The sequence below is a fragment of the Acinetobacter wuhouensis genome (assembly GCF_001696605.3).
Taxonomy (GTDB): Bacteria; Pseudomonadota; Gammaproteobacteria; order Pseudomonadales; family Moraxellaceae; genus Acinetobacter; species Acinetobacter wuhouensis.
In genome coordinates this window covers 185,741-206,521 of the sequence record NZ_CP031716.1, presented here as the reverse complement: position 1 = coordinate 206,521, position 20,781 = coordinate 185,741, and the positions used below count along the sequence as shown (strand labels likewise).

20 protein-coding genes and 2 tRNA genes are annotated in these 20,781 nt (G+C 37.8%); 6 read left to right on the top strand and 16 right to left on the bottom strand.

Annotated elements, in window-relative coordinates:
- Positions 1-70: 70 nt before the first annotated feature.
- The 3 genes from BEN71_RS01630 to BEN71_RS01620 form a co-directional block, all read right to left on the bottom strand.
- Positions 71-316, bottom strand: a complete 246-nt coding sequence (locus tag BEN71_RS01630; RefSeq protein WP_068972957.1) for a hypothetical protein — start codon at positions 314-316, stop codon at positions 71-73.
- A gap of 76 nt (positions 317-392) precedes the next feature.
- Entirely contained in the window at positions 393-1,454 is a 1,062-nt protein-coding gene (locus BEN71_RS01625) for a DNA/RNA non-specific endonuclease (protein ID WP_068972958.1), read from the bottom strand.
- 369 nt (positions 1,455-1,823) lie between these two features.
- Entirely contained in the window at positions 1,824-3,704 is a 1,881-nt protein-coding gene (locus BEN71_RS01620; RefSeq protein WP_068972959.1) for a potassium transporter Kup, read from the bottom strand.
- A 119-nt stretch (positions 3,705-3,823) separates the two neighbouring features.
- Here BEN71_RS01620 and BEN71_RS01615 point away from each other — a divergent pair.
- A tRNA-Ser gene (locus BEN71_RS01615) sits at positions 3,824-3,913 on the top strand.
- A gap of 190 nt (positions 3,914-4,103) precedes the next feature.
- On the opposite strand, the gene BEN71_RS01610 is transcribed toward BEN71_RS01615, so the two are convergent.
- Positions 4,104-4,457, bottom strand: coding sequence for a hypothetical protein (locus tag BEN71_RS01610; protein WP_068972960.1), 354 nt, complete (start codon positions 4,455-4,457; stop codon positions 4,104-4,106).
- Between the two features lie 296 nt (positions 4,458-4,753).
- Between BEN71_RS01610 and BEN71_RS01605 the strand changes: the two genes are divergently transcribed.
- The 3 genes from BEN71_RS01605 to BEN71_RS01595 all read left to right on the top strand — a co-directional run bounded on the left by BEN71_RS01605 (position 4,754) and on the right by BEN71_RS01595 (position 6,333).
- Positions 4,754-4,981 carry a hypothetical protein gene (locus BEN71_RS01605; protein WP_068972961.1) on the top strand — a complete coding sequence of 76 codons (228 nt, stop codon included), beginning with the start codon at positions 4,754-4,756 and terminating at the stop codon, positions 4,979-4,981.
- 418 nt (positions 4,982-5,399) lie between these two features.
- On the top strand, positions 5,400-5,912 hold the full coding sequence (locus tag BEN71_RS01600; protein ID WP_068972962.1) for a tetratricopeptide repeat protein: 513 nt from the start codon (positions 5,400-5,402) through the stop codon (positions 5,910-5,912).
- Positions 5,913-6,257: 345 nt separating this feature from the next.
- A tRNA-Thr gene (locus BEN71_RS01595) sits at positions 6,258-6,333 on the top strand.
- A 103-nt stretch (positions 6,334-6,436) separates the two neighbouring features.
- On the opposite strand, the gene BEN71_RS01590 is transcribed toward BEN71_RS01595, so the two are convergent.
- The 5 genes from BEN71_RS01590 to BEN71_RS01570 form a co-directional block, all read right to left on the bottom strand.
- Positions 6,437-7,252, bottom strand: coding sequence for an SAM-dependent methyltransferase (locus BEN71_RS01590; RefSeq protein WP_068972963.1), 816 nt, complete (start codon positions 7,250-7,252; stop codon positions 6,437-6,439).
- Between the two features lie 32 nt (positions 7,253-7,284).
- Positions 7,285-8,583 (bottom strand): FAD-dependent oxidoreductase, encoded by a 1,299-nt coding sequence (locus BEN71_RS01585; RefSeq protein WP_068972964.1) that lies wholly within the window; start codon positions 8,581-8,583, stop codon positions 7,285-7,287.
- Between the two features lie 718 nt (positions 8,584-9,301).
- Complete coding sequence (locus tag BEN71_RS01580; protein WP_068972965.1) at positions 9,302-10,180, bottom strand: pirin family protein; 879 nt, start codon at positions 10,178-10,180, stop codon at positions 9,302-9,304.
- Positions 10,181-10,368: 188 nt separating this feature from the next.
- Positions 10,369-10,932 (bottom strand): alkyl hydroperoxide reductase subunit C, encoded by a 564-nt coding sequence (gene ahpC / locus BEN71_RS01575; protein ID WP_068972966.1) that lies wholly within the window; start codon positions 10,930-10,932, stop codon positions 10,369-10,371.
- Positions 10,933-11,087: 155 nt separating this feature from the next.
- The gene (locus tag BEN71_RS01570; protein ID WP_171405005.1) at positions 11,088-11,720 is read right to left on the bottom strand and encodes a TetR/AcrR family transcriptional regulator; all 633 of its coding nucleotides are present in this window, start codon (positions 11,718-11,720) and stop codon (positions 11,088-11,090) included.
- Positions 11,721-11,852: 132 nt separating this feature from the next.
- Here BEN71_RS01570 and BEN71_RS01565 point away from each other — a divergent pair, with 132 nt between their 5' ends.
- The gene (locus BEN71_RS01565) at positions 11,853-12,323 is read left to right on the top strand and encodes a hotdog fold domain-containing protein (RefSeq protein WP_068972968.1); all 471 of its coding nucleotides are present in this window, start codon (positions 11,853-11,855) and stop codon (positions 12,321-12,323) included.
- Positions 12,324-12,389: 66 nt separating this feature from the next.
- On the opposite strand, the gene BEN71_RS01560 is transcribed toward BEN71_RS01565, so the two are convergent.
- The 4 genes from BEN71_RS01560 to BEN71_RS01545 form a co-directional block, all read right to left on the bottom strand.
- Positions 12,390-12,839, bottom strand: coding sequence for a hypothetical protein (locus BEN71_RS01560; RefSeq protein ID WP_068972969.1), 450 nt, complete (start codon positions 12,837-12,839; stop codon positions 12,390-12,392).
- A gap of 148 nt (positions 12,840-12,987) precedes the next feature.
- On the bottom strand, positions 12,988-13,563 hold the full coding sequence (gene ssb / locus BEN71_RS01555) for a single-stranded DNA-binding protein (RefSeq protein WP_068972970.1): 576 nt from the start codon (positions 13,561-13,563) through the stop codon (positions 12,988-12,990).
- 51 nt (positions 13,564-13,614) lie between these two features.
- A complete protein-coding gene (locus BEN71_RS01550) occupies positions 13,615-14,979 on the bottom strand; it encodes an MFS transporter (protein ID WP_068972971.1) in 1,365 nt (454 codons plus the stop codon).
- Positions 14,980-15,151: 172 nt separating this feature from the next.
- The gene (locus BEN71_RS01545) at positions 15,152-16,237 is read right to left on the bottom strand and encodes a DUF475 domain-containing protein (protein ID WP_068972972.1); all 1,086 of its coding nucleotides are present in this window, start codon (positions 16,235-16,237) and stop codon (positions 15,152-15,154) included.
- Between the two features lie 220 nt (positions 16,238-16,457).
- On the opposite strand from BEN71_RS01545, the gene tenA reads away from it, so the two are divergent.
- A complete protein-coding gene (gene tenA / locus BEN71_RS01540; protein ID WP_068972973.1) occupies positions 16,458-17,129 on the top strand; it encodes a thiaminase II in 672 nt (223 codons plus the stop codon).
- Positions 17,130-17,190: 61 nt separating this feature from the next.
- Here tenA and BEN71_RS01535 read toward each other — a convergent pair whose 3' ends face one another.
- From BEN71_RS01535 to BEN71_RS01525, 3 genes are all read right to left on the bottom strand, one after another.
- Entirely contained in the window at positions 17,191-17,544 is a 354-nt protein-coding gene (locus BEN71_RS01535) for a DUF1304 domain-containing protein (protein WP_068972974.1), read from the bottom strand.
- 147 nt (positions 17,545-17,691) lie between these two features.
- A complete protein-coding gene (locus tag BEN71_RS01530) occupies positions 17,692-18,657 on the bottom strand; it encodes a hypothetical protein (protein WP_068972975.1) in 966 nt (321 codons plus the stop codon).
- Between the two features lie 203 nt (positions 18,658-18,860).
- Positions 18,861-20,702, bottom strand: a complete 1,842-nt coding sequence (locus BEN71_RS01525) for a choice-of-anchor I family protein (RefSeq protein ID WP_068972976.1) — start codon at positions 20,700-20,702, stop codon at positions 18,861-18,863.
- Positions 20,703-20,781 lie beyond the last annotated feature (79 nt).

Below are 20,781 nucleotides of genomic sequence, written 5' to 3'. Positions count from 1 at the left end.
AAAATCTAAAGCGTGAACGATTTAACATCAACCACATACGATCATTTGCATCTTGAAGAACAATGAAATGCTACAGAAAAGGATTCTCTATTTCACCTTCAGTTTGGCGTTCAATCTGTTCAGGTAAATTCGATTGCTTCTCTAGATGTGCAACGATGTCATTTAAATAAGCTTGCAATGCCTTGGCTGACTTCAATCCTTGTTGGTCTTTACTGATCTGTAAATTCCCATAAATACTGACACAGTCTAACTGATTTTCTAAAGTTAAATCATGAATCGAATGTGACTCTGTTCCATTTTCAAATGGTTTAAACATTTTAATTATCTCGATTTTTCTATATTGGGACAGTATAAATCCTTTGTTGAAATATACTGCACGTCATCCACTGTATTTATTTCAAAAATTGTAAAATATATTGTAATAATGCCTCGACCAATTGTTTAACTAAAGCATCTTTGGTTTCTTCATCTACTTTCGGAATTTGCAAACCCGTTGTCGATGATGAAGCATTTCCCTTTCCATCGGGTTGGAATTGCTTTTGTAGTGCCTTAATTTGTGCAGTAGGCACAGTTTCAGCACATTGGCTTTCTGCATCCCAATGTGCATATTCAATATCTTTATTCGCTTTAACTTGATTGGCAGTTAAAGGCAATTTATAGGTATTACGCTTTTGCTCCTCGGTCAGCTGTGGAAATAAATTGATTCCCAGCTGTTCTTCTAAATAACAAACGCTGACGACTTTTACCTTTAATGAATTGTCATTCGGTGCATAGTACGCCCCGATAATGCCATGTTTAGGAATATAGATCGCTTTAAATACAGCTGTTGGAACAATCACACCATTACCAATAGTTTTTAACTTTTTCCCTGAAAATACAGGGCCAGTAACGACATAAACGTCTTTTTTCTGTTTAGTCACCATTGCCCGAGTGGCTTCTTCTAATTCACGCCATACTTGTTGATTATTTTTGGGCGCTTGCGGCACCATATTGGCTAAAGAAAAACTATCAAACTGTGATGCTGTATTTGACATATCTGCATTGGGTGACATGTGCCCACGGTCATAACCTGAACCACGATAGTCAGATAACAATGCACGATGATTTGAACTTACACGCCCTTCCTCATGAAAATTGTCTTCACGTTTGATTTTTTGACTTAAACGACTTGGCGATAAATATTCTGCAGTCCACAAAGGTGTTTTTGAAACGCCTGAGTACATCACATTAAAACCATTGAAGCACAACGGATAACTATTTTTCTTTAAACTGTCTTTAGTGAGTATTGGGGGTTCATCACGATAGAACTGATTTAAACATTCCGAGTTATTGCTGCTACCTTGTGTAAAAGGGATTAGTTGAGATATTTTTTCTTGTCCAAATGCAATCGCAAAGCTACCTGTAGCTACCACACCTAATACTATTTTAACGATTGAATTTTTCAACGAAGACATTCCCAAGCTACATCAAACCATGCAGTACAACAAATAAGTATTCAAAATCATTTTTGAATATAAACAGCTTAACAAGCGAACACCTTGAAAGATATTGTGTGAATATTCAACTGAATAAAGCTTCGACAACTTCTGTGTAGTAAAACAACACTACAGCTCAAATTTAGGCATAAAACCTTATTTATTCAGAATAGAATGGCAATTTTCAAAATATCCCTTGTCAGAACATCCTTGATTATGTCATTTAAAATAAAGCATCTCGACCCATGTACGACACATTTCGTCGTTCTAAACATGTTTTTACACTGAACATTTCCAACAGACATAAAAAAGCCAGAATCAATTCTGGCTTTTTCACATATTCACATCTTAAATTTCAATCTGACTCCCCATTTCCACCACACGATTTGGTGGAATTTGGTAGAAATCACTGACGGGACTGGTATTGCGTTGCATCGATATAAACAGTTTTTCACGCCACGGCGCCATGCCATCACCAACGGTATGAATCAAGCGATCTCGGGAAATAAAGAAGCTGATATGCATCATGTCAAATTCAACATCGAGCTGTTTATATGCCAGTTCTAAGGCATTTGGAATATCAGGCTGATCTTTAAAGCCATAATAAACAAAGACACGTTGGAAGCGATTGTCTAGAATTTCAACCCGTATACGTTCTTGATCCGACACATAAGGAACATCACGGGTCACCACCGTCACCAGAATGTTACGCTCATGCAAAACCTTGTTATGTTTAATATTATGCAACATAGCATGCGGTACAATATTTGAATTACCTGTTAAGAATATCGCTTGTCCTGGAACGAATTGAGTTTCATCACTCAAACTGACACTCTTAATAAATAAATCCAACGGCAACGCATCTTTTTCCAAACGATTGGATACTATCTCTCGCCCAGTACGCCATGTCATCAGCACCGTAAATGCGATGCCACCAATCAACATTGGTACCCAACCACCCGAGAAAATTTTAAGCGATGTAGATGCAATAAATACCAAGTCGATGAATAAGAACGGAATCGCGAAAAGTGCCAATTTCCATTTTGGCCAACGCCAGAAACCATATGCCAAAAAAGCAATCAAAATCGTGTCACAAAGCATAGTCATGGTTACAGCAACACCATAAGCATTGGCAAGATTAGCACTGTTTTGGAAAATCAAAATCAACAGTAGAATCGAAACATACAAGATCCAGTTAATAAACGGGATATAGATCTGCCCTTGCTCCACATCAGAAGTATGATGCACTGTTAAGCGTGGTAAATAGCGTAATTGAATGGCTTGATTCGCCATTGAAAATACGCCTGAAATCACCGCTTGCGAAGCAATCACCGCAGCCATAGTTGCCAATGCAATCACAGGATACAGCGCCCATTGTGGAACCAATAAAAAGAATGGGTTTTCGATGGCATTTGGGTTGCGAAGTAGTAAAGCACCCTGCCCCGCATAGTTTAAAACCAAACTTGGCAATACGATGGTGAACCAAGCCAGACGGATTGGCGGTCGTCCAAAATGTCCCATATCTGCATAGAGTGCTTCCCCACCTGTGACTGTTAGAATCACCGCCCCCATGGTCAAAAAGGCAACCAATGGTTGATGAAAAATAAAGTTAATCGCCCAATGGGGACTCAGCATCATCAAGATATAAGGGGTCTGGCTAATACTATGAATACCAATCAAACCAATTGAAATAAACCACGTTAACGTAATTGGACCAAAGAGTTTCCCCATTGTTCCTGTTCCATGACGTTGTACGAGGAATAATGCTGTAAGTATTCCAATGGCTAAGGGTACGATCCATTTATTAAACATCGGCGTGGCAATGCTGAGACCTTCAATTGCCGAAAGAACTGAAATCGCTGGGGTAATGATTCCGTCACCAAAGAATAATGATGCACCTATGAAACCAATGGCGATCAGGAATATTTTTTTATTGTCTGCTATTCGTGTTGAACGGAGGTTCAATGCCAGCAATGACATGATCCCACCTTCACCATTGTTATCTGCACGCATGATCATGGTGACGTATTTGAAGCTAATCGTCAGCATCATGCACCAAAAAATGAGCGACAGCACTCCGAGTACTGTCGCTTCTGTTATGGCAATATGTGCGGCGAGGAAGCATTGTCGAAGTGCGTACAATGGACTTGTACCAATATCTCCAAATACAACCCCGAGTGCTGCGAGCGTAATCGCAGGAAGCGCAGCTTTTTTTGCAGTACTTTGCATAAATTCGTCTTCAAATATTAGACATTATTTTGGCGAATCATATCACCGAAAAAAAAAATTTGCTTTAAATCAATTGTTGCTTGGCATAAATCCTTTTTTTGGTTATCATCCCACGCCTTGGTGAGGTGTCCGAGTGGCTGAAGGAGCACGCCTGGAAAGTGTGTAAACGTTTGCGCGTTTCGAGGGTTCGAATCCCTCTCTCACCGCCAAGATTGTTTTCTACGGGACTGTACCGTAGTACGAAAGGCTTAAATCTAAAGGGTTTAAGCCTTTTTTTACGCCTACATGTTATGAAGCAATCTCATAATCTTCTCATATTTTTGGCGGCACATTTGACGGTATCTGCTCGCAGATGATGATCAAAATGACTCATTAAAAACACGATTATCAATTATATTTTCAATCATCCCATTCTTTTAAAATTGCCTTACTTTCCTTCTTCAAATCACGATTCTCAGATAAACAATTGCGTTGCCATTTCACTTTAAAATCTTCAATCGCTTTTTGTCGTGATAACGGAATCTTATAAATTGGAACACGCTTTGCATCTTCAATCATTGCTTTTAATAACTGAGCTTCTTGCTCAGTTAACGCTTCTGGATTGAGATCAATATCATCTAGAGATAAACCACTTTGTCTCAGCTGTATCAGTGTTTCAGAAGTATCATCAACCAACTGACATGCTTTCGGAGTTTCTGCATGGACGAAAGAAATCAACAAAAATAAAATACTCGTACTTATGATTCTCAACATTTGTCATTCTTCAATCTTGTTCTTTTCAGTTCATCTTTATACGACATTCCCAATATTTTTTGAAGTAAATAGATACATCTCCACAGATCATAAATTGCAAGTGACTATTTCAATTCAAACTTTCTTGAATTAGTATCAAGAGAAAAGAAACTTCCAGCCATTAGCAAGGAGGAAATTAAACATAAAATAATAATCAAATACATATAGATGAAATATTCACTCAACAAAATAATCAAGCAATATCAATTCGCGACTCAAGCAAGTTAAGAGCATAAAACTGCTATTCGGGAGTGACAATGAATAACAGCACCAATTATGTAAGACAAGTGAAAAATGCTAAACGTGGTGGATACACCCCTACAATTGCCAAGGATGTAAATAAACATAAAATTCAAAAAGCGATCCGGTTAATTGAGCAATGGAGAAAACTCGCAGATGAACTTAAACCCCAAATGCAAATTGATATGGCGATTACCTTAGAAGAATGCGCGCAAGATTTAGATCTTATTTTAAGGAGTAAATAGATTTTCTTCTGACGTGAAAAGTTCGCACTTCATATAAACTCATACATTTAAAATACCAACACAAGGCTTACTTTTAGGTAAGCCTTTTTAATGAAAATACTGTTCAAACATTTTTAATATCGTCATGAAAATTTATTGCTGATCCAAAAGTAAACTCATATTTGTTTAAATTAAACTTAATCCTTATGTTAATCAATCTAAAACAAAGTGAATTAATTAAAATAAATTAATCTTAAATAGACTTTATTTAATATATATTAATAATACAAAATCAATATAAATCAAATGTTTAATTAATAACAAATAAAAAATGAGAAAATAATCACATTTTTTAAAAATAATTTGAATTTATCTATTTACACATCATTCCAACTTTGATAAAAATAATGCATACAAAGTCACATTAAGAAAAAATATTATGAAAAATTTACATAAAATACTATTCGGAGCTTTAATTTTTGCAAACGGTGCTTTTTTTTCAGTTTCAAGCTTTGCAGAAACTTCAACAGCGGCTCAAGCCAGTTCAGCAGACTGCCACACATTTGCATGGAATCTAGAAGCAGCTCAAAAAGGAAATATTGAAGCACAATATGATTTAGGCATGATGTACTTCAATGGTGACCAAGTTAAACAAGATCACGCTCTAGCGATGCAATGGCTAACTTCTGCTGCACAGCAAAATAATATCAAAGCACAATATCGTTTAGCGATGGTTGCAGAGATGGGGATTCACAGCACAAAGAATGCCACTGAAGCATTTAACTGGTACTTAAAAGCTGCGAATCAAGGCTATACCAAAGCACAGTACAAAGTTGCAGATGCTTACCAAACTGGCACAGGTGTTGCACAAGATCAAGTAAAAGCACAAGAATGGTTTAAACATGCAGCCAATCAAGGTAATACGCTAGCTCAAGTGGCTTTGAAAAACTAATTTCATTTTTGTGAGTGATTAAAACCTCCAGTTAATCACTCACTTTTTATTCTGTAATTTTAATGATAGCAATGAATAACAGATGTTGTGCAATAATAAAATCACACTCTAAATCTTGAAGAATATGGATACGCGAAAAAGTCATCCGCAACAGTTTGCGGCACGAACCAGTCATGGTGCAAGATATACAAGTTAATGTAAGACTCCACCTAGCAAGCTTCAAAACAATTTTAAAAGATACTTTTCTTTTTGAAGTGCATAACATCAATAAATAATAAAGAAAATTTAATTGCTTATTTTTTGGCTTGCAAACTTACAAAAATTCTGTAAAATTCTCGCCACGTTGCCGGCATAGCTCAGTTGGTAGAGCAACTGACTTGTAATCAGTAGGTCCACAGTTCGAATCCGTGTGCCGGCACCATTTTATACTTAGCCTCGCTTTTTAGTGAGGCTTTGTTGTTTTTAATGCCTATGATTTGAATAATATAAGGTTTCAAAAACTGATTTAAAGAATAAAGATGAAGCTATATTTTCACTGCACTGATTTGAACATATTTCACCAAACCATCATCAATCAAGGCTTGACATAATTTTGCAGTCATTGCGATTTTGAATTGATCCAGTCCACGCTTCCCTTTTGGCCGTGAAGCAATATAACGACTAAAACCAGCCAAGACATTTACTGAAAAATCCTGAATTTGCACTTGCTCAAAACCCGATTGCTCAATCAATTGTTGCAAGTGAGTTTGGTTTTTTAAATTTTCAAATTTTACATCTGCGGCTTTTAGTAAGCCCCGATATTTTAACTTTTGTTTTGAATTTAAAACGTGATCTGACCACATTAGATAATGAAAACCTAAACGTCCTTTTGAATTTAAAACAGGGTGTACTGAATGTAGAAATGAATTTAAATCGCTGTGATATGCAGCATCTATACACATCACGACATCAAAAGACTGCCTAAACAAAATTTCATTTAAATTTAAAAATGATTGATGATGAATTGCTGTGATTTGCGGAAGTATTTTTTGAATATTTGAAATACATTGTTGTTGTAATTCGACTGCTTCTAAATCTTGAACCTGATAATGCTCAAACCAGTATTGTAGACTTGCACCCTGTCCACAACCCAAATCTAAAACTCGGTCATTGGCATTTAATTGTAGTGATTGCGCCAAATGCTCCGCCAGTTGCATACAGGCTTGTGGATAGAATGACGTCGCATCATCCCAATATCCTAAATTCGTCCAAGCACATTCAGCATCATCACCCAACATTTTTGCATTGATTGCATATTTATGTTGTGGCAGTTTTTGCTGAAGTGCTCGAATCCATTTCATGTTTTTTCAGAAGAGATCATTAAGGTATTTTCTTAATACCCTAACTGTGGTGCAACTTCAACATTTGGTTTCATTCCTACGAAAGGTAGTGGTGCACCAAAAATCTCAGCAATATGCATTGCAGAAGTTACCGCTGATTCAAGGATTGGTAAACCATCACACGACCATGAACCACAATAAAACACTTTACGATTTGGTGCCTTATGACGTTGCTGCAACTCTTTATTTAAAGCAACAGTTTCACGATCAACCACCGCACGAGTTAATGAAACAGTAGAAATCACTTTTTTCGGATCAATTTCAGTCACAGGCCGCCAAGTTTGGAAGACTGGTGATTTACCCACTAGACTTGGTTCGATCGAATTCAACCACACTGTAAATTGTTGCTTGGTAAATTTACGATCCATCATATAGCTCAGTACCGCCCAATCCTTACGATTTGGTGGCATCACGGTTGAATCAGTGTGCATCACCAATTCACCTTGCTCGAATTTAAACTTTTGCAATAACGTAATATCTTCAGCAAATTGATCTTTATTTAAAAACTGATCTAATTTATTGGTTGGTGTAGCAACAACCACACGGTCAAACTGGAATGTTTCACCTTGTGCATTTTCAACCAATACACCTTCACCTTGTTCTTCAACCTTAATAATTTCCGAACCACTATGAATATCGATTCCTTCAACTAATTTATCGACAAATGCAGGTGTGCCACCGTGTAGACGTAACAGCGCATCACCATCTGTCAATTGTCTAAGGAAAATTAAAAGTGGTTTTGCAGGCCATTCACCGATAGTTTTTGGATCACAAGTACAGATTGTATAAAGTACAGGCATCACTGCACCATGCCAAAATACTTCTTCAATTTCATTATTATTTATAAAATCAGCAAGGGTAATATCTTGATTTTTTGACTTAAAATATTGATGAATCGCAGTTTTTAACTGCAACATCCCTTTCACTAAACGCCAACCGTATTGTTTAATCCCTTTACGGTTATTGATGATCGGAAAGTTTCCAATACGTGTACGAGAGGTCGTTAACCACGTTTCAGTTTTATCTTCAAACAACCAACTACATGCCATGAAAGTACGCACTGGAAAAGTTTTGATTCCAAGATGAGTCGCTAGGCTTAAGGTATTTTTCCATAAATGTGGATTCATCACACGCAGTGGTGCATCAATCAACCCACCTTCAAATGCGATACTATGACTATCCATACCACGACCAGGTAATGCTTCGAAGATGGTAATGTTATGACCCGCATCTTTCAAAATTCTTGCGGTCGCCAGTCCCGCCATACCACTACCAATCACTGCAATATTCAAAGTTATTATCCGTGCGTAACCATTTTTTTTATTATGAGCTATAGCCGAATAAATCACGGTATTAAAAAGTTCCAGTTTTAACTTTTTTTTGTTGAATTTTTTTGGTCAAAATTGCAAATTGGCTGTAACGTTTATATTTCCGAGCTTTTATTCTAATTAAGTGCTTTCTGTAGTTCCTATATTTCAGTTTTATTTCTATCTATATAAAAAATTCTGTTAAAAACAGCAGGATAAATTAACTATTTTTTAAAAAAGCTATTTACAAAGGTTAGTTTCTTATTTATTATTCAAACCATAAAAATGAGAATTAAATCACATAATAAACAAAAACATTAAATTATAACAATATGAACAATAACATTAACTACAGCATAAAAGGGATCTCTATTGTGTGGAATAGAGATCCCTTTTTTTACTTTGAAACCTCATTGAAACATAAAAAAATTACATATTTTTAAATGCATAATATTTAAAAAACTTTTTATAATTAATGTATATAAATTAACCATAAAAATAATTACGTGCTTTACATCACATTTCTAATTCACTATTATGCATCCACAAACGATAACTAGATCACAAGAATATCATCTATAAAACTAGAACTACAGCGAATAAAGAGCCTCTATCGTGTGGGATAGAGGCTCTTTTTTTTATGACCAAAACATTCACTGATGTTATTTAGCAAATAATACTGGATACTCTGTAATCAATAAAATTACTCAACCTCTACGGCAATTTCACCAAACTTTCCATTATTAAAATCATCAAAAGCTTGAATGATTTCATCTTTGCTATTCATCACAAATGGACCATAACCTTGGATTGGTTCATTTAGTGGTTTACCTGTAAGCACAAGGAACTTGGCATTTTGTACCGCTTCGACTTGTACATGTGCTTCACCATCTTTGCCAAAAATGACGACCGAATGATCTAGCACCTGTTGAGTACCGTTCAGCAATAACTCACCTTCCAATAAAACGATCAAACTGGTGTGATCAATTGGAACATGAAAATGAGCTTGATGACCTGCTTTGAGCACAACATCCCACACATTGATTGGGCTGAAAGTGTTTGCTGGACCTTGCTGTTCAGCATATTCCCCTGCAATTACACGTAGATAACCAGCCTCATCATCAAATTTAATCACTGGGATTTGTATCGCCTCAATGGCTTGATACTTCGGTGCAGTCATTTTATCACTTGCAGGCAGGTTGACCCACAGCTGTACCATTTCAAACAATCCACCCTGTTCAGCAAATTCACTTGAATGGAATTCTTCATGAACTAAACCTGAACCTGCCGTCATCCATTGCACATCACCTGTTTTGATTGTGCCACCACCACCATGTGAGTCTTTGTGTGTCACTTCACCTTTATAGGCAATGGTCACTGTTTCAAAACCACGATGTGGATGTGAACCTACACCATGTTGTGCTGTGGTAGGGTCAAAATGATAAGGTGCTGCATAGTCCAACAGTAAAAATGGACTAATGGTTTGCCCTAAACGATCATAAGAAAATAGATTTTTCACAGGAAAACCATCACCAACCCAGTGCATCTGTTGATTGCGATATACACCTACAACTTTTTTCATTATTTCTCTCCGATCACGAAGTTTTAACTTATTTATATCTTAGCTGTTTTAAGCTATTTAATAAGGGTCTAAGTTGATACTGTGCTTTCTATTAATAGGATAATGAGCATTGAAATGTATGCTGAATTTAAACAAAAAAATCCAGAAACTGAGTTCTGGATTTTTCTTTTACATCTGTCAATCTAAACTTAGATTTTACCGATCAGGTCAATGGATGGGGCAAGTGTCGCATCACCTTCTTTCCATTTTGCAGGACAAACTTCACCTGGATGTGCATGGACATATTGTGCAGCTTTAACCTTACGTAGTAGTTCCTGTGCATCACGACCAATACCGCCTGCATTGATTTCAATGATCTGGATTTTACCTTCTGGGTCAATCACGAAAGTTCCACGATCTGCTAAACCTTCATCTTCAATCAGCACTTCAAAGTTTTTTGCCAGTGTCCAAGTTGGATCGCCAACCATGGTGTACTGAATCTTTTTGATTTCTTCAGAACTATCATGCCATGCTTTATGAGTGAAATGAGTATCCGTAGACACTGAATAAATTTCTACACCCATTTTCTGAAATTCAGCATAGTTGTCTGCAAGATCGCCTAATTCAGTTGGGCAAACAAATGTAAAATCAGCAGGATAGAAAAATATAACTGACCATTTACCTGTCATGTCTTTTTCAGACACTTCGATAAATTCACCATTTTTGTACGCTGTTGCATTAAACGGTTTGACTTCAGTATTGATTAAACTCATTTGGTATTCCTTCAATTCGTTTCAGGGATTGCTTATCTGTGAAACTAGAATACGAAACTCTTTAAAATTGGTAAAACAGTAGTTTTTTATAAAATCAATCGAAAAAATAGATTTGTAAATTCTTTTAACTTTTACTTTTCAATTGATGATGCCGATCATTCCACACTCGGAAATTCCACCAAGCTTCGCCATGCCGAATCTGCCAATGCCGTTTTATAATGCTGTGGAGAGGTTTTAACCTGATGCGATAACCATGCGCGGCAATAACTTTCTGTCGCACCAATCACTAAGGACAGCAACAATTCATTGGGAATATTTTGTAGGTTTTGATGGTCATAAAATTTTTGAACCAGCTTCATTAAATAATGATTACGTTGTTGATTCTTTTGCTTTAGTTCAGATACATCGTCCTGACGTTTTACCATCGCACTCGATAGATATAAAAACCGCGCAAAATCAGGAAAATCCGTCACCCAGTCAATATAACTATGCACAATGGCTTTCATCGCATCCTCTAAGGACTGGACTTCCAGTAAAGCCTGTTCACGGCGTTGCGCTTGATCATCTAAGGCAGAAAAATACAATGCCTGAACAATGCCCTCTTTATTTTTAAAATGATGATAGATCGCTCCAATACTGGTCTCTGCACGCTCACGGATCATCTCGATATTGGTCGTTTCAATGCCATGATTTAAAAAACAATCCAGTGCTTCATTCAAAATAATACGCTTTAATTCAGCACGGCGACCAGTGTAAATGCGTTCTAACAACACCAAATTATTCATGATTCAACCCGTGTATTTTCATCCATAAATGCCTTCGATTGACTCTCAAGTACAAAGAACATCATTCTTTTGCCATTAACAGAATATTATTCTGTATTAGAATTATATTCTGATTTATTCAAACAGGAAAGAACAATGAGCCAAGCACTAAAATTATGGAACAGTTTTAAAAATAAACCCGCAGGAAAATGGACATTTTCAAAATTAATTTGTTTTAAAGCGCCATACTTCAACAGTATTTCGCCTGTCTTTGAGCAACTGAAAGAAAATTATTGTGAAATTAAAATCAAAAAACACCGCGCTGTGCTGAATCACATTGGAACAGTGCATGCGATTGCAATGTGTAATATGGCAGAGCTTGCAGGTGGAACCATGACCGATGCAACCGTGCCATCATCGCATCGTTGGATTCCAAAAGGCATGACCGTGGAATATTTAAAGAAAGCAGAAACTGATTTGGTGGCGATTGCCACGCCTGTAAATGCTGATTTTCAATGGTCGGAAGGCAGTGATTATTTGGTCAATGTTGATGTCAAAGATACAGCCAATGAAACCGTGTTCAGAGCGGTGATCACGATGTGGGTGTCAGCGAAACCCAAAAAATAGGAAATAATTAGCACAATAAAACAGATGCGCATACGCATCATGTATGCGCACTCATCATAAAATGATTTAATATTTTGCTTCACAGATGTATTGATACAGTGCCTTGTCTTCTGGAGTTTCTAAATTCATCGGCTCAAAATAAACAGGCATAGTTCCATCTTGATCAATGGCAATACCATTTGGCTTAAAGCGCTGACTCATCTCATAAGCACGGGTCTGCTCAGCACAATTGATTAAATGTATAGCTTGAATATAACCTTTGGGTTCAATTTTCAAAGAGGGTACACCATAGGTATAAACATATTTATAAGCAAACCTTTTTACTTGCGGGTATTCAGCTGAAATAGCTTCATTTCCAATAAAGCGTTGTATCAATGTTTTGCCATATTCACCCTGATGAATCAGCACCCACGGTGATGATTTTTTCGGTGTCTGTGCCTGTTGCTTCGTTTTCGGCTCAGCTGTTGCATAGGCAGAAACACACAATAGTACAACGCCCATAGCTTGCTTCAACATGACTTATCCCCATTAAAATATTTTTATTTATTCGTTATATACTAAATCTTGAGTAACCGCTTGTTTTTCTTTTGGTTAATTGAACCAATAAAAAAACCCTCTGCGTTCACAAAGGGTTTTGGATGACGATCTACCGTTTTAATTCAAATTAAAAGGGAAGGTCATCATCTAAATCTGCTGGTGCTGCCGCTGGAGCAGGCGCTGGTTTAGGCGATTGGAAACCTTGATTGACATTGTTTCCAGCATTGCCATAACCACCTTGGTTGTTATTTCCATAGCCACCTTGGTTTCCACCCTGATTGCCATAACCGCCTTGGTTGCCTTGATTATTGTTGTTGAAACGCGGTTGGTTATAACCACCGTTTTCACCACCCTCGCCACCTTGCTGACGGTTCGAGTCTAACATTTGCATTTGTTCACCACGAATTTCTGTGGTGTAACGCTCTTGACCATTTTGGTCAGTCCATTGGCGAGTACGTAAAGAACCTTCGATATACACTTTCGAGCCTTTACGTAGATATTGCTGTGCAATTTCACCTAAACGGTTGTGTAACACAATACGGTGCCATTCTGTTTGTTCTTTTCTTTCGCCCGTATTTTTATCTGTCCAAGATTCACTTGTTGCAATTGAAAATTGAGTGAGAGAGCCCCCATTCGGGAAAGTTTTAGTTTCAGGATCACGACCTAAAGTACCAACTAAAATAACTTTATTTACACCACGCATTAGACGTTATCTTCCTATTCGATTCTATGTTTTACTTTATAAGAGTTATGTTTAAATGGCTACCTCTTTCCCGAACAAGTGCGTTAAATGTTGTCGCCCAGCATCATCTATTTGCTGTTTATCAACCTTTATATAAGCCACTTGCTGTTCAGACATGACCACGACCTCTTCAATACCACGAATTGCTAATAACTGAGAAGTCCAATCATCGGTTTGTTTATCCTCAGGTAATCGCAACACGATTGATGTTAAATATCGTGGTTGAGCCAGCCCAAAACTAATGAGCAGCCAAATTATAGCAATTGCTGATAAAACACTCCAACCCATTGTTGTATTATTAAGCAAAATTAATTGCCCACCGAGTGTTCCACCGAAAAAAGCACCTAAGAATTGAGCACTTGCATTGACACCCATTGCTGTTGCCTTGGATTGAATCGGTGCAGCTTTAGACAACCAAGATGGCAATAATGCTTCCATCACGTTAAAGGCAATGAAAAATAAACCTAATCCTAACAATAAGATATATTTAGATTCATAACCAAAAATTAAAATGATTAAACCGACAATGATTCCTGCAATCGCAGTCAGGAAAATACTGCGCATTTTGCGATATTTTTCAGCAAGAATAATACTTGGGAATGCAAAAAACAGACTGATCACTAATAAGGGCAAATACACAATACCGTGTTTTGATAGTGGAATACCTGCAAAATTAATCAATTGTGATGGGACATAGACAAACATCGCAGTCAGCAATAAATGCAATGAAAATACCGACACATGCAGACGATTTAGATCCCCCATTTTCAAGACTTGCTTGAGTTGGTTGAGATAACCTTGATTAAAATTCTTATGGTGACGTGTGGTTTTCGGCACGAGGAATAAGCTTACAATCGCCAATAAGCCCATGATGGTCGTTACCCAGAATAATCCTGAGATGCCTACTAAACTGGTGAGCCAAGGTCCTAAGCTAAAAGCAACCGTAAAAGATAAACCAATACTCATGCCCATGACTGCCATGGCTTTGGTTCGGTTTTCTTCACGGGTGACATCAGCGAGAAGCGCCATCACCACTGCGGATACAGCCCCTGCCCCTGCAATTGCACGACCAATGATGACACCATAAATGGTTTCCGACATTGCCGCGATTGCACCACCTAAAGCAAATAGCACTAAGCCAAAGACGATCAGCGGTTTACGGCTAAAACGGTCTGCCCAAAGACTAAATGGAATTTGCAAAATGGCTTGGCTTAAACCATAAACACCAACAGCCAAACCGATTAAGGCAGGTGTAGCATATTGATACGACTGCCCTGCTACAGCAAAGACAGGAATAATCATGAACAACCCCAACATGCGTAAAGCAAAAATACTACTTAAAGCAAAGGTCGAGCGGCGTTCTAAAGGATTCATCATATCTACTGGCTTATCAAAACTGGCGAGCTAATCTTTAGCCACATCATCGCATATTGTGGCAACTTTGTGAAAACATTGAGCATAAAAAAGAGCACTTTCAAAGTGCTCTCTATTGTAATCATTTTTCTTAAAAATGGATGAATCCTATTTCTGAAAAATAATCGTGCTAATCCTAGCCTTTCTGTTCAATGCGTTTGTTATATTGAATCGAAGCAATCACTGCCCAAACAATAAATGCCACACCGATCAAACCTGTCACAACTTCTGGTACATGTAGACCAGTACCACTTGCAAGCATGATAAATGCCAAAGCACCAATCGCATAATGCGCACCATGTTCTAGATAGATATAAGCATCCAATGTACCTTTATCGACAAGATAAATCGTCATCGAACGAACAAACATCGCACCAATCGCTAAACCCAGCATGATGATCACAACATCGGAAGTAATCGCAAAAGCACCAATTACCCCATCAAAACTAAATGATGCATCGAGCACTTCGAGGTAAATAAAACCACCAATACCCGCTTTAATAATACCTGTCGGTGCGCCATTGGCATCATGCCCGACTGCATTACCATTTTCATCCACCTCAGGCTCACCACCCAACATGTGACTCAGTACTTGTACACCTACATAGACCACGATGCCCCAGATTCCTGCCATCACGACAACCAAACGGCTTTCTTCTGCAATATTTGCAGCCATGATCAACAATCCAATCAAAGCAAGGAAGACTGACATTGCAGGAACGTTTGCAAGATTTGCCAAACGCTTTTCCAACCATCTAAACCAGTGCGTATCTTTACCTTCATCCAAGAAGAAGTTTAAGAATACCAATAGTAAGAATGAACCACCGAAAGCGGCGATTTCAGCATGGTGTGCCATTAACTTGGCTGAATATTCAATTGGATTATTCAATGCCATGCGCACAACGTCCATCATGCCCATGTCTGCTGTTACAGCCACGATCACGACAGGGAAAACCAAACGCATACCAAAAACAGCGATAAGAATACCCACTGTTAAAAAGATCATTTTCCAAAAATGATCCCAGTTACGTAGTACAGATGCATTCACAACAGCATTGTCAAAAGATAAAGACACTTCCATGACTGCGAGAATCGCTGTAATGGTAAGCGCTGTAATCATCGCTTGGATACCTGCTTCAGGATGATGTGCAAAGCCCCAATATGCGGCAAGCCCTAAGCATATGATTGAAAATATGATTGAGAAACCAAAATGTTTCATCATGAGAATTAACCTACGGAAAATAGTTGTTTAAATCGATCAAACTGAAATAAAAATTGAGTTTTTAATGCGCTCATTATGACGACTTTTTCACACTTTTCCAAAACACTTCGTATGATTTTTTGAATTATCATTTTTATCCAAATTTCTTTTCATATCTTGTGCCTCAATCTATTGCTATATTCTCTTCACGACAGAATTTTATTGTGATTGGATCTCTTCTATGTCTTTTTCTCAAGACGTTTGGCAACGTAATCTTGCCTTATACCAAAAAACCCTCGCCCTACCATTTAATCAGGAACTTGCCAATGGTTCATTAAGCAAAGAAGCTTTTTGTCACTACGTGATTCAAGATGCACATTATTTGGTGGCTTATGGACGTGCTTTAGCCGTCTGTGGCGCAAAAGCCTTTGAAGCGGATGATATTATTCAATTCACCCAAGGTGCTAAAGAAGCCATTGTGGTTGAACGTAGTCTACATGATGGTTTCATGAAAGATTTTGGCATCAGTAAAGATGATTTTGAAAATACGCCTTTAACTTTGGCATGCCATCATTACACGTCATTTTTAACTGCAACAGCATGGTCTGAAAGTTACCCTGTGGTACTGGCTTCATTGCTTCCATGTTTTTGGATTTATGCAGAAGTGGGCAAAGATATTGTCAGCAAATCAGTTGCCAATAATCCTTACCAAGCATGGGTCGATACCTACTCAGGTGAAGAATTTAATGAAGCGGTGAAAAATGTTTTAGCGACGATTGATCGTATCGCGGAACGTTGTGATGCAGACACGATTGAGAAAATGCACAAGGCTTATACCAAAGGTGCTGAACTGGAATGGTTATTCTGGGATGGTGCGTATAACCAAAGACAATGGTTAGGTTTAGATCAATAATCTAAATCCTCTCAATCTTCTTATCAAACAGAAGATTGAGAGGGTAAGTAAAATGTAAGAATTACAATAAATTCACAACCAATAAGGCAACCAAAGCAGGTAATGCCTGAATATATAAAATCTTTTTACTGGCTGTCACAGCACCATAAATCCCAGCGACCAATACACAGCCTAAAAAGAAATTCGCCAATTGAATAGCAAACGGTGCAGATGCACACAAAGACCAAATTAAACCTGCTGCTAGAAAACCATTATATAAACCTTGGTTTTGTGCCAAGACTTTGGTCAATTTGGCTTTTTCCAAACTATTACCAAAAGCTTTCATTCCCATCGGTTTGTCCCACAGAAACATCTCTAGAACCAAGAAGTAAATGTGTAGCACTGCTATGAATCCGATTAGTATATTGCCAATCATACTCCGCTCACCTTTATCATTTTTGCATTATGTGGATGAAGCTAAAATTAGCATATAAATTTAACTTTTTAATTCTTAAATAATGACTTTAACGTTGTCAAAATAAAATATCACCAAACCCTTTTTGATGATATTTCATGAAAATAATTAACCCGAAATCAGTTGATATAACCAAGGTAAAGCTGTTGCAAGCAGAATACTGACGGCTAAACCGAACATCAATTTCATCGCGTCTTTACTAACATTACGAGAAGTTCGATATTTATTCACTTCATTCAAATGCATCGCCATAGCAAATTCACGCCCTGCCAATAAGCCTAAGAACACCCAAGTGGTACTCATCGGAATATTACTGAGCTCTTTAAATACCAATAAAATCGTCGCGTACATGAAGTCAATAATTGTGGCTGAGCGGACATCTTGCACCCCAGTTTTAGTATCAATAATATTTTGAATCGCACCACCACGCTGATAAAAAACCACACCCAATAAAATCACAAATACGCTGATCGCAAAAAGCATAAACCATAAAGGCACGGCGCGAGGAACATAAACAAAGATATTAGCAAGATCTTGAATCAGCCACTGACTCCATAAAAAACCTGTCGCCACCCATTGGATGGCAATCCATGCTTTCGGTGTCGGCTGATGCCGTGTTTCACTAAAATAAATCGTGACTTTTTTGACCACAAAACGATAAATAATGATCGCTGCGATAAATGCAACCGCGTAACCCATCATTGACTTGGTCAGCATTGCGCTCAAGCTACTCGGAGAGAAAATCGTGAGCACTAAGAACGTGGTACTGACAGGAATACCATAGCGTGTCAAAAACAGCAGAATCAGTGGCGGGATCACATATAACCAAGTCATTCCTTCTTTGGGAAATGGAATAGTTTCTAGACGACCATAGGATGCGTCACCCACGCCTGATACCCACCAACCATACATTAGGACAACTGTTAAAATGGTACTGGTGTACAGCCAAAGCATCCACCAAGGGCGATGTGCATTGGAAGAAATAAAAGTTCCTAAAGTCTGTGGAACATCATTACCCACAATAGAATAAGCAGCTAGACAGAAGCCAATGATCATTAAAACATCAATGCTCATGATGCCAAACCTCTATTTAGACACATAAAAAAGCCGTCTTTCATTAGATAAAGTGTGCGATATTATTCCACTTTTCATATTTTAAACATGTTTAATTATTCATATCCTGTAAAATTAAAAACAGGAGTCACATTGGACTCCTGTTAAATATTTGATAAATGAATAAAAATTATTCTTTAAACAGATCTTTTTGCTTCAACCACTTATCTAATATTCACTTGATAGACTGCTGTTGTACCACTAACTTCATTTCCGACAATCAGCAAGGGCTTCGCATTTGGCGAATCTTTGGCAGCAACAAAAGTTAAGCCTTCTGGACCCAAATCACTCTTTTCGATTAAGCGCTGCTTCCCATCTTTATCCAAAATTGGTTGCCCTTTGGCATCGGTATAGACCTGATCTTGCTTAAAAGTACGGTCATTAAAATATTGAATAAACGTCGGTTTTTGAGGGTTGCTAATATCATAAACCATGATGCCACTTTGACGCTCTAAACCAATAAATACAAAGGTTTTTTTGCCAATTTTACCAATGGTGATTCCCTCAGGCTCAGGTCCTTTATTATCACTACGATCATCCAAAGCTGGTGCTTCATGGTCGCTGTTAAAATAATTTGGGAATAATTCAGCAACTTTACGTTCTAGTTCACTGCCAGAGTCCCAGACCAATTTTCCTTGCGCATCCCAAATGCTAAATGATCGTGCACCATAGGCATAAAGCTTGTTATACGTCAGTAAACCATTGGCATCCAATTTAGGAGAACCATCTGCATTGGTTTCATACCCCATATTCCATGCAATATTTAAACGTCCAAGTTGCGCATCATCACGGCATAATGCTGGATCGGTTGCTGTCGCACCACAATATGCAAATACAGTTGGATCCAGTTTCGCACCTTTTGCACCGATGGCAATTTGTTGTAAATGTGCAGGATAATCACCCTTGCTATTAAAACCTTTGACGTTAAATAAGTGCTTCATGCGAATGGCTTCGACATAGCCTTTACTGCTATTTCCTGCAAAATAAGCAGTTTCATCTGCCAACCATTCACGTGAATCACCTTCATTGGCTGTGACTAAATACGTTGAACCATTGGCTTGATAATGTGAAATTGCATCAGGCTGATACATGCCCTGCACACCTTGCCATGCTTGGATATTGATTTTCTTATCTTTATCACTCACATCCAAGGCATTATTTGCAAGGCCATGATCTTTATAGCCTAATGCAAAAATATCGGTCACTTTTTTTGCACCAATATCAATTTTAGCAATCGCATTATTTTCTTGTAAGCTTACCCATGCAGTCTTACCATCATCACTAATAGTAATGTATTCAGGCTCTAAATCTTGAGCAACTGTCGCATTTGGTCCAAAAATTCGCACACCTGATTGAATCAAAGCTGCCTTTTTATCATTCCACGCTTTAAAGTCTGCAACAACTGCGGTCGGTTTGGTGATGTCTGATACATTAATAATGCTGATTGAACCTTCTGGATCGACACTATAGTCATTATTGGGTTCAGCCTCATTCGCAACCAAAACCGTCTTTGCATCTGGGCTGAACGTGAGCATGTCAGGCAATGCACCAACTTCTACTTTGCTGATAAATTTCAAATCTTTGGCACTAAAAAATGCCACGATACCTTTATCTGTTTTGGTTTTTGCTTGAACCGCTAAAGCAACAATACCGTTTTTCACTGCAACAGAATTTACTTCAGAATCAGCAAGTTGATCCCGTGCTGAGAGTTCACCGATATGTACGGGCGCTTCAGGTTTCGTAGCATCCAAGACATCGACCAAACCTTTTTTGGCATTGACTACAAAAATGCGTTTTGTCGATGCATCAAAAGCTGGAATTTCTGCTGCACTTTCCGCAAATATGCCTGTTTCATAACGACCAATGCGACTTAGACTGATACTTTCAGGTGTAGCCTCTTCAACCACTGGTGGTGTGATTACCGCTGTGTCATTGTTATCATCATTACATCCAACCAACCCCAGTGTAAGCATTGCAACACACAATGCAGAAATTTTGAATTTCATGTTTTACCTAATATTTGCTTAAATTTTGACTAATTTATTAAGCTTAGGTGTAAACTTCATGACACTCATATGTCAGTTT

Bases quoted from the DNA above. Each gene is read 5' to 3' on its own strand.
- BEN71_RS01530 (WP_068972975.1), bottom strand. From the start codon at position 18,657: ATGAGCATTGATGTTTTAATGATCATTGGCTTCTGTCTAGCTGCTTAT.
- BEN71_RS01625 (WP_068972958.1), bottom strand. From the start codon at position 1,454: ATGTCTTCGTTGAAAAATTCAATCGTTAAAATAGTATTAGGTGTGGTA.
- BEN71_RS01630 (WP_068972957.1), bottom strand. From the start codon at position 316: ATGTTTAAACCATTTGAAAATGGAACAGAGTCACATTCGATTCATGAT.
- ahpC (WP_068972966.1), bottom strand. From the start codon at position 10,932: ATGAGTTTAATCAATACTGAAGTCAAACCGTTTAATGCAACAGCGTAC.
- BEN71_RS01535 (WP_068972974.1), bottom strand. From the start codon at position 17,544: ATGATTGGCAATATACTAATCGGATTCATAGCAGTGCTACACATTTAC.
- tenA (WP_068972973.1), top strand. From the start codon at position 16,458: ATGTCTTTTTCTCAAGACGTTTGGCAACGTAATCTTGCCTTATACCAA.
- BEN71_RS01610 (WP_068972960.1), bottom strand. From the start codon at position 4,457: ATGTTGAGAATCATAAGTACGAGTATTTTATTTTTGTTGATTTCTTTC.
- BEN71_RS01590 (WP_068972963.1), bottom strand. From the start codon at position 7,252: ATGAAATGGATTCGAGCACTTCAGCAAAAACTGCCACAACATAAATAT.
- BEN71_RS01545 (WP_068972972.1), bottom strand. From the start codon at position 16,237: ATGATGAAACATTTTGGTTTCTCAATCATATTTTCAATCATATGCTTA.
- BEN71_RS01525 (WP_068972976.1), bottom strand. From the start codon at position 20,702: ATGAAATTCAAAATTTCTGCATTGTGTGTTGCAATGCTTACACTGGGG.
- BEN71_RS01560 (WP_068972969.1), bottom strand. From the start codon at position 12,839: ATGTTGAAGCAAGCTATGGGCGTTGTACTATTGTGTGTTTCTGCCTAT.
- BEN71_RS01620 (WP_068972959.1), bottom strand. From the start codon at position 3,704: ATGCAAAGTACTGCAAAAAAAGCTGCGCTTCCTGCGATTACGCTCGCA.
- ssb (WP_068972970.1), bottom strand. From the start codon at position 13,563: ATGCGTGGTGTAAATAAAGTTATTTTAGTTGGTACTTTAGGTCGTGAT.
- BEN71_RS01580 (WP_068972965.1), bottom strand. From the start codon at position 10,180: ATGAAAAAAGTTGTAGGTGTATATCGCAATCAACAGATGCACTGGGTT.
- BEN71_RS01550 (WP_068972971.1), bottom strand. From the start codon at position 14,979: ATGATGAATCCTTTAGAACGCCGCTCGACCTTTGCTTTAAGTAGTATT.
- BEN71_RS01565 (WP_068972968.1), top strand. From the start codon at position 11,853: ATGAGCCAAGCACTAAAATTATGGAACAGTTTTAAAAATAAACCCGCA.
- BEN71_RS01600 (WP_068972962.1), top strand. From the start codon at position 5,400: ATGAAAAATTTACATAAAATACTATTCGGAGCTTTAATTTTTGCAAAC.
- BEN71_RS01605 (WP_068972961.1), top strand. From the start codon at position 4,754: ATGAATAACAGCACCAATTATGTAAGACAAGTGAAAAATGCTAAACGT.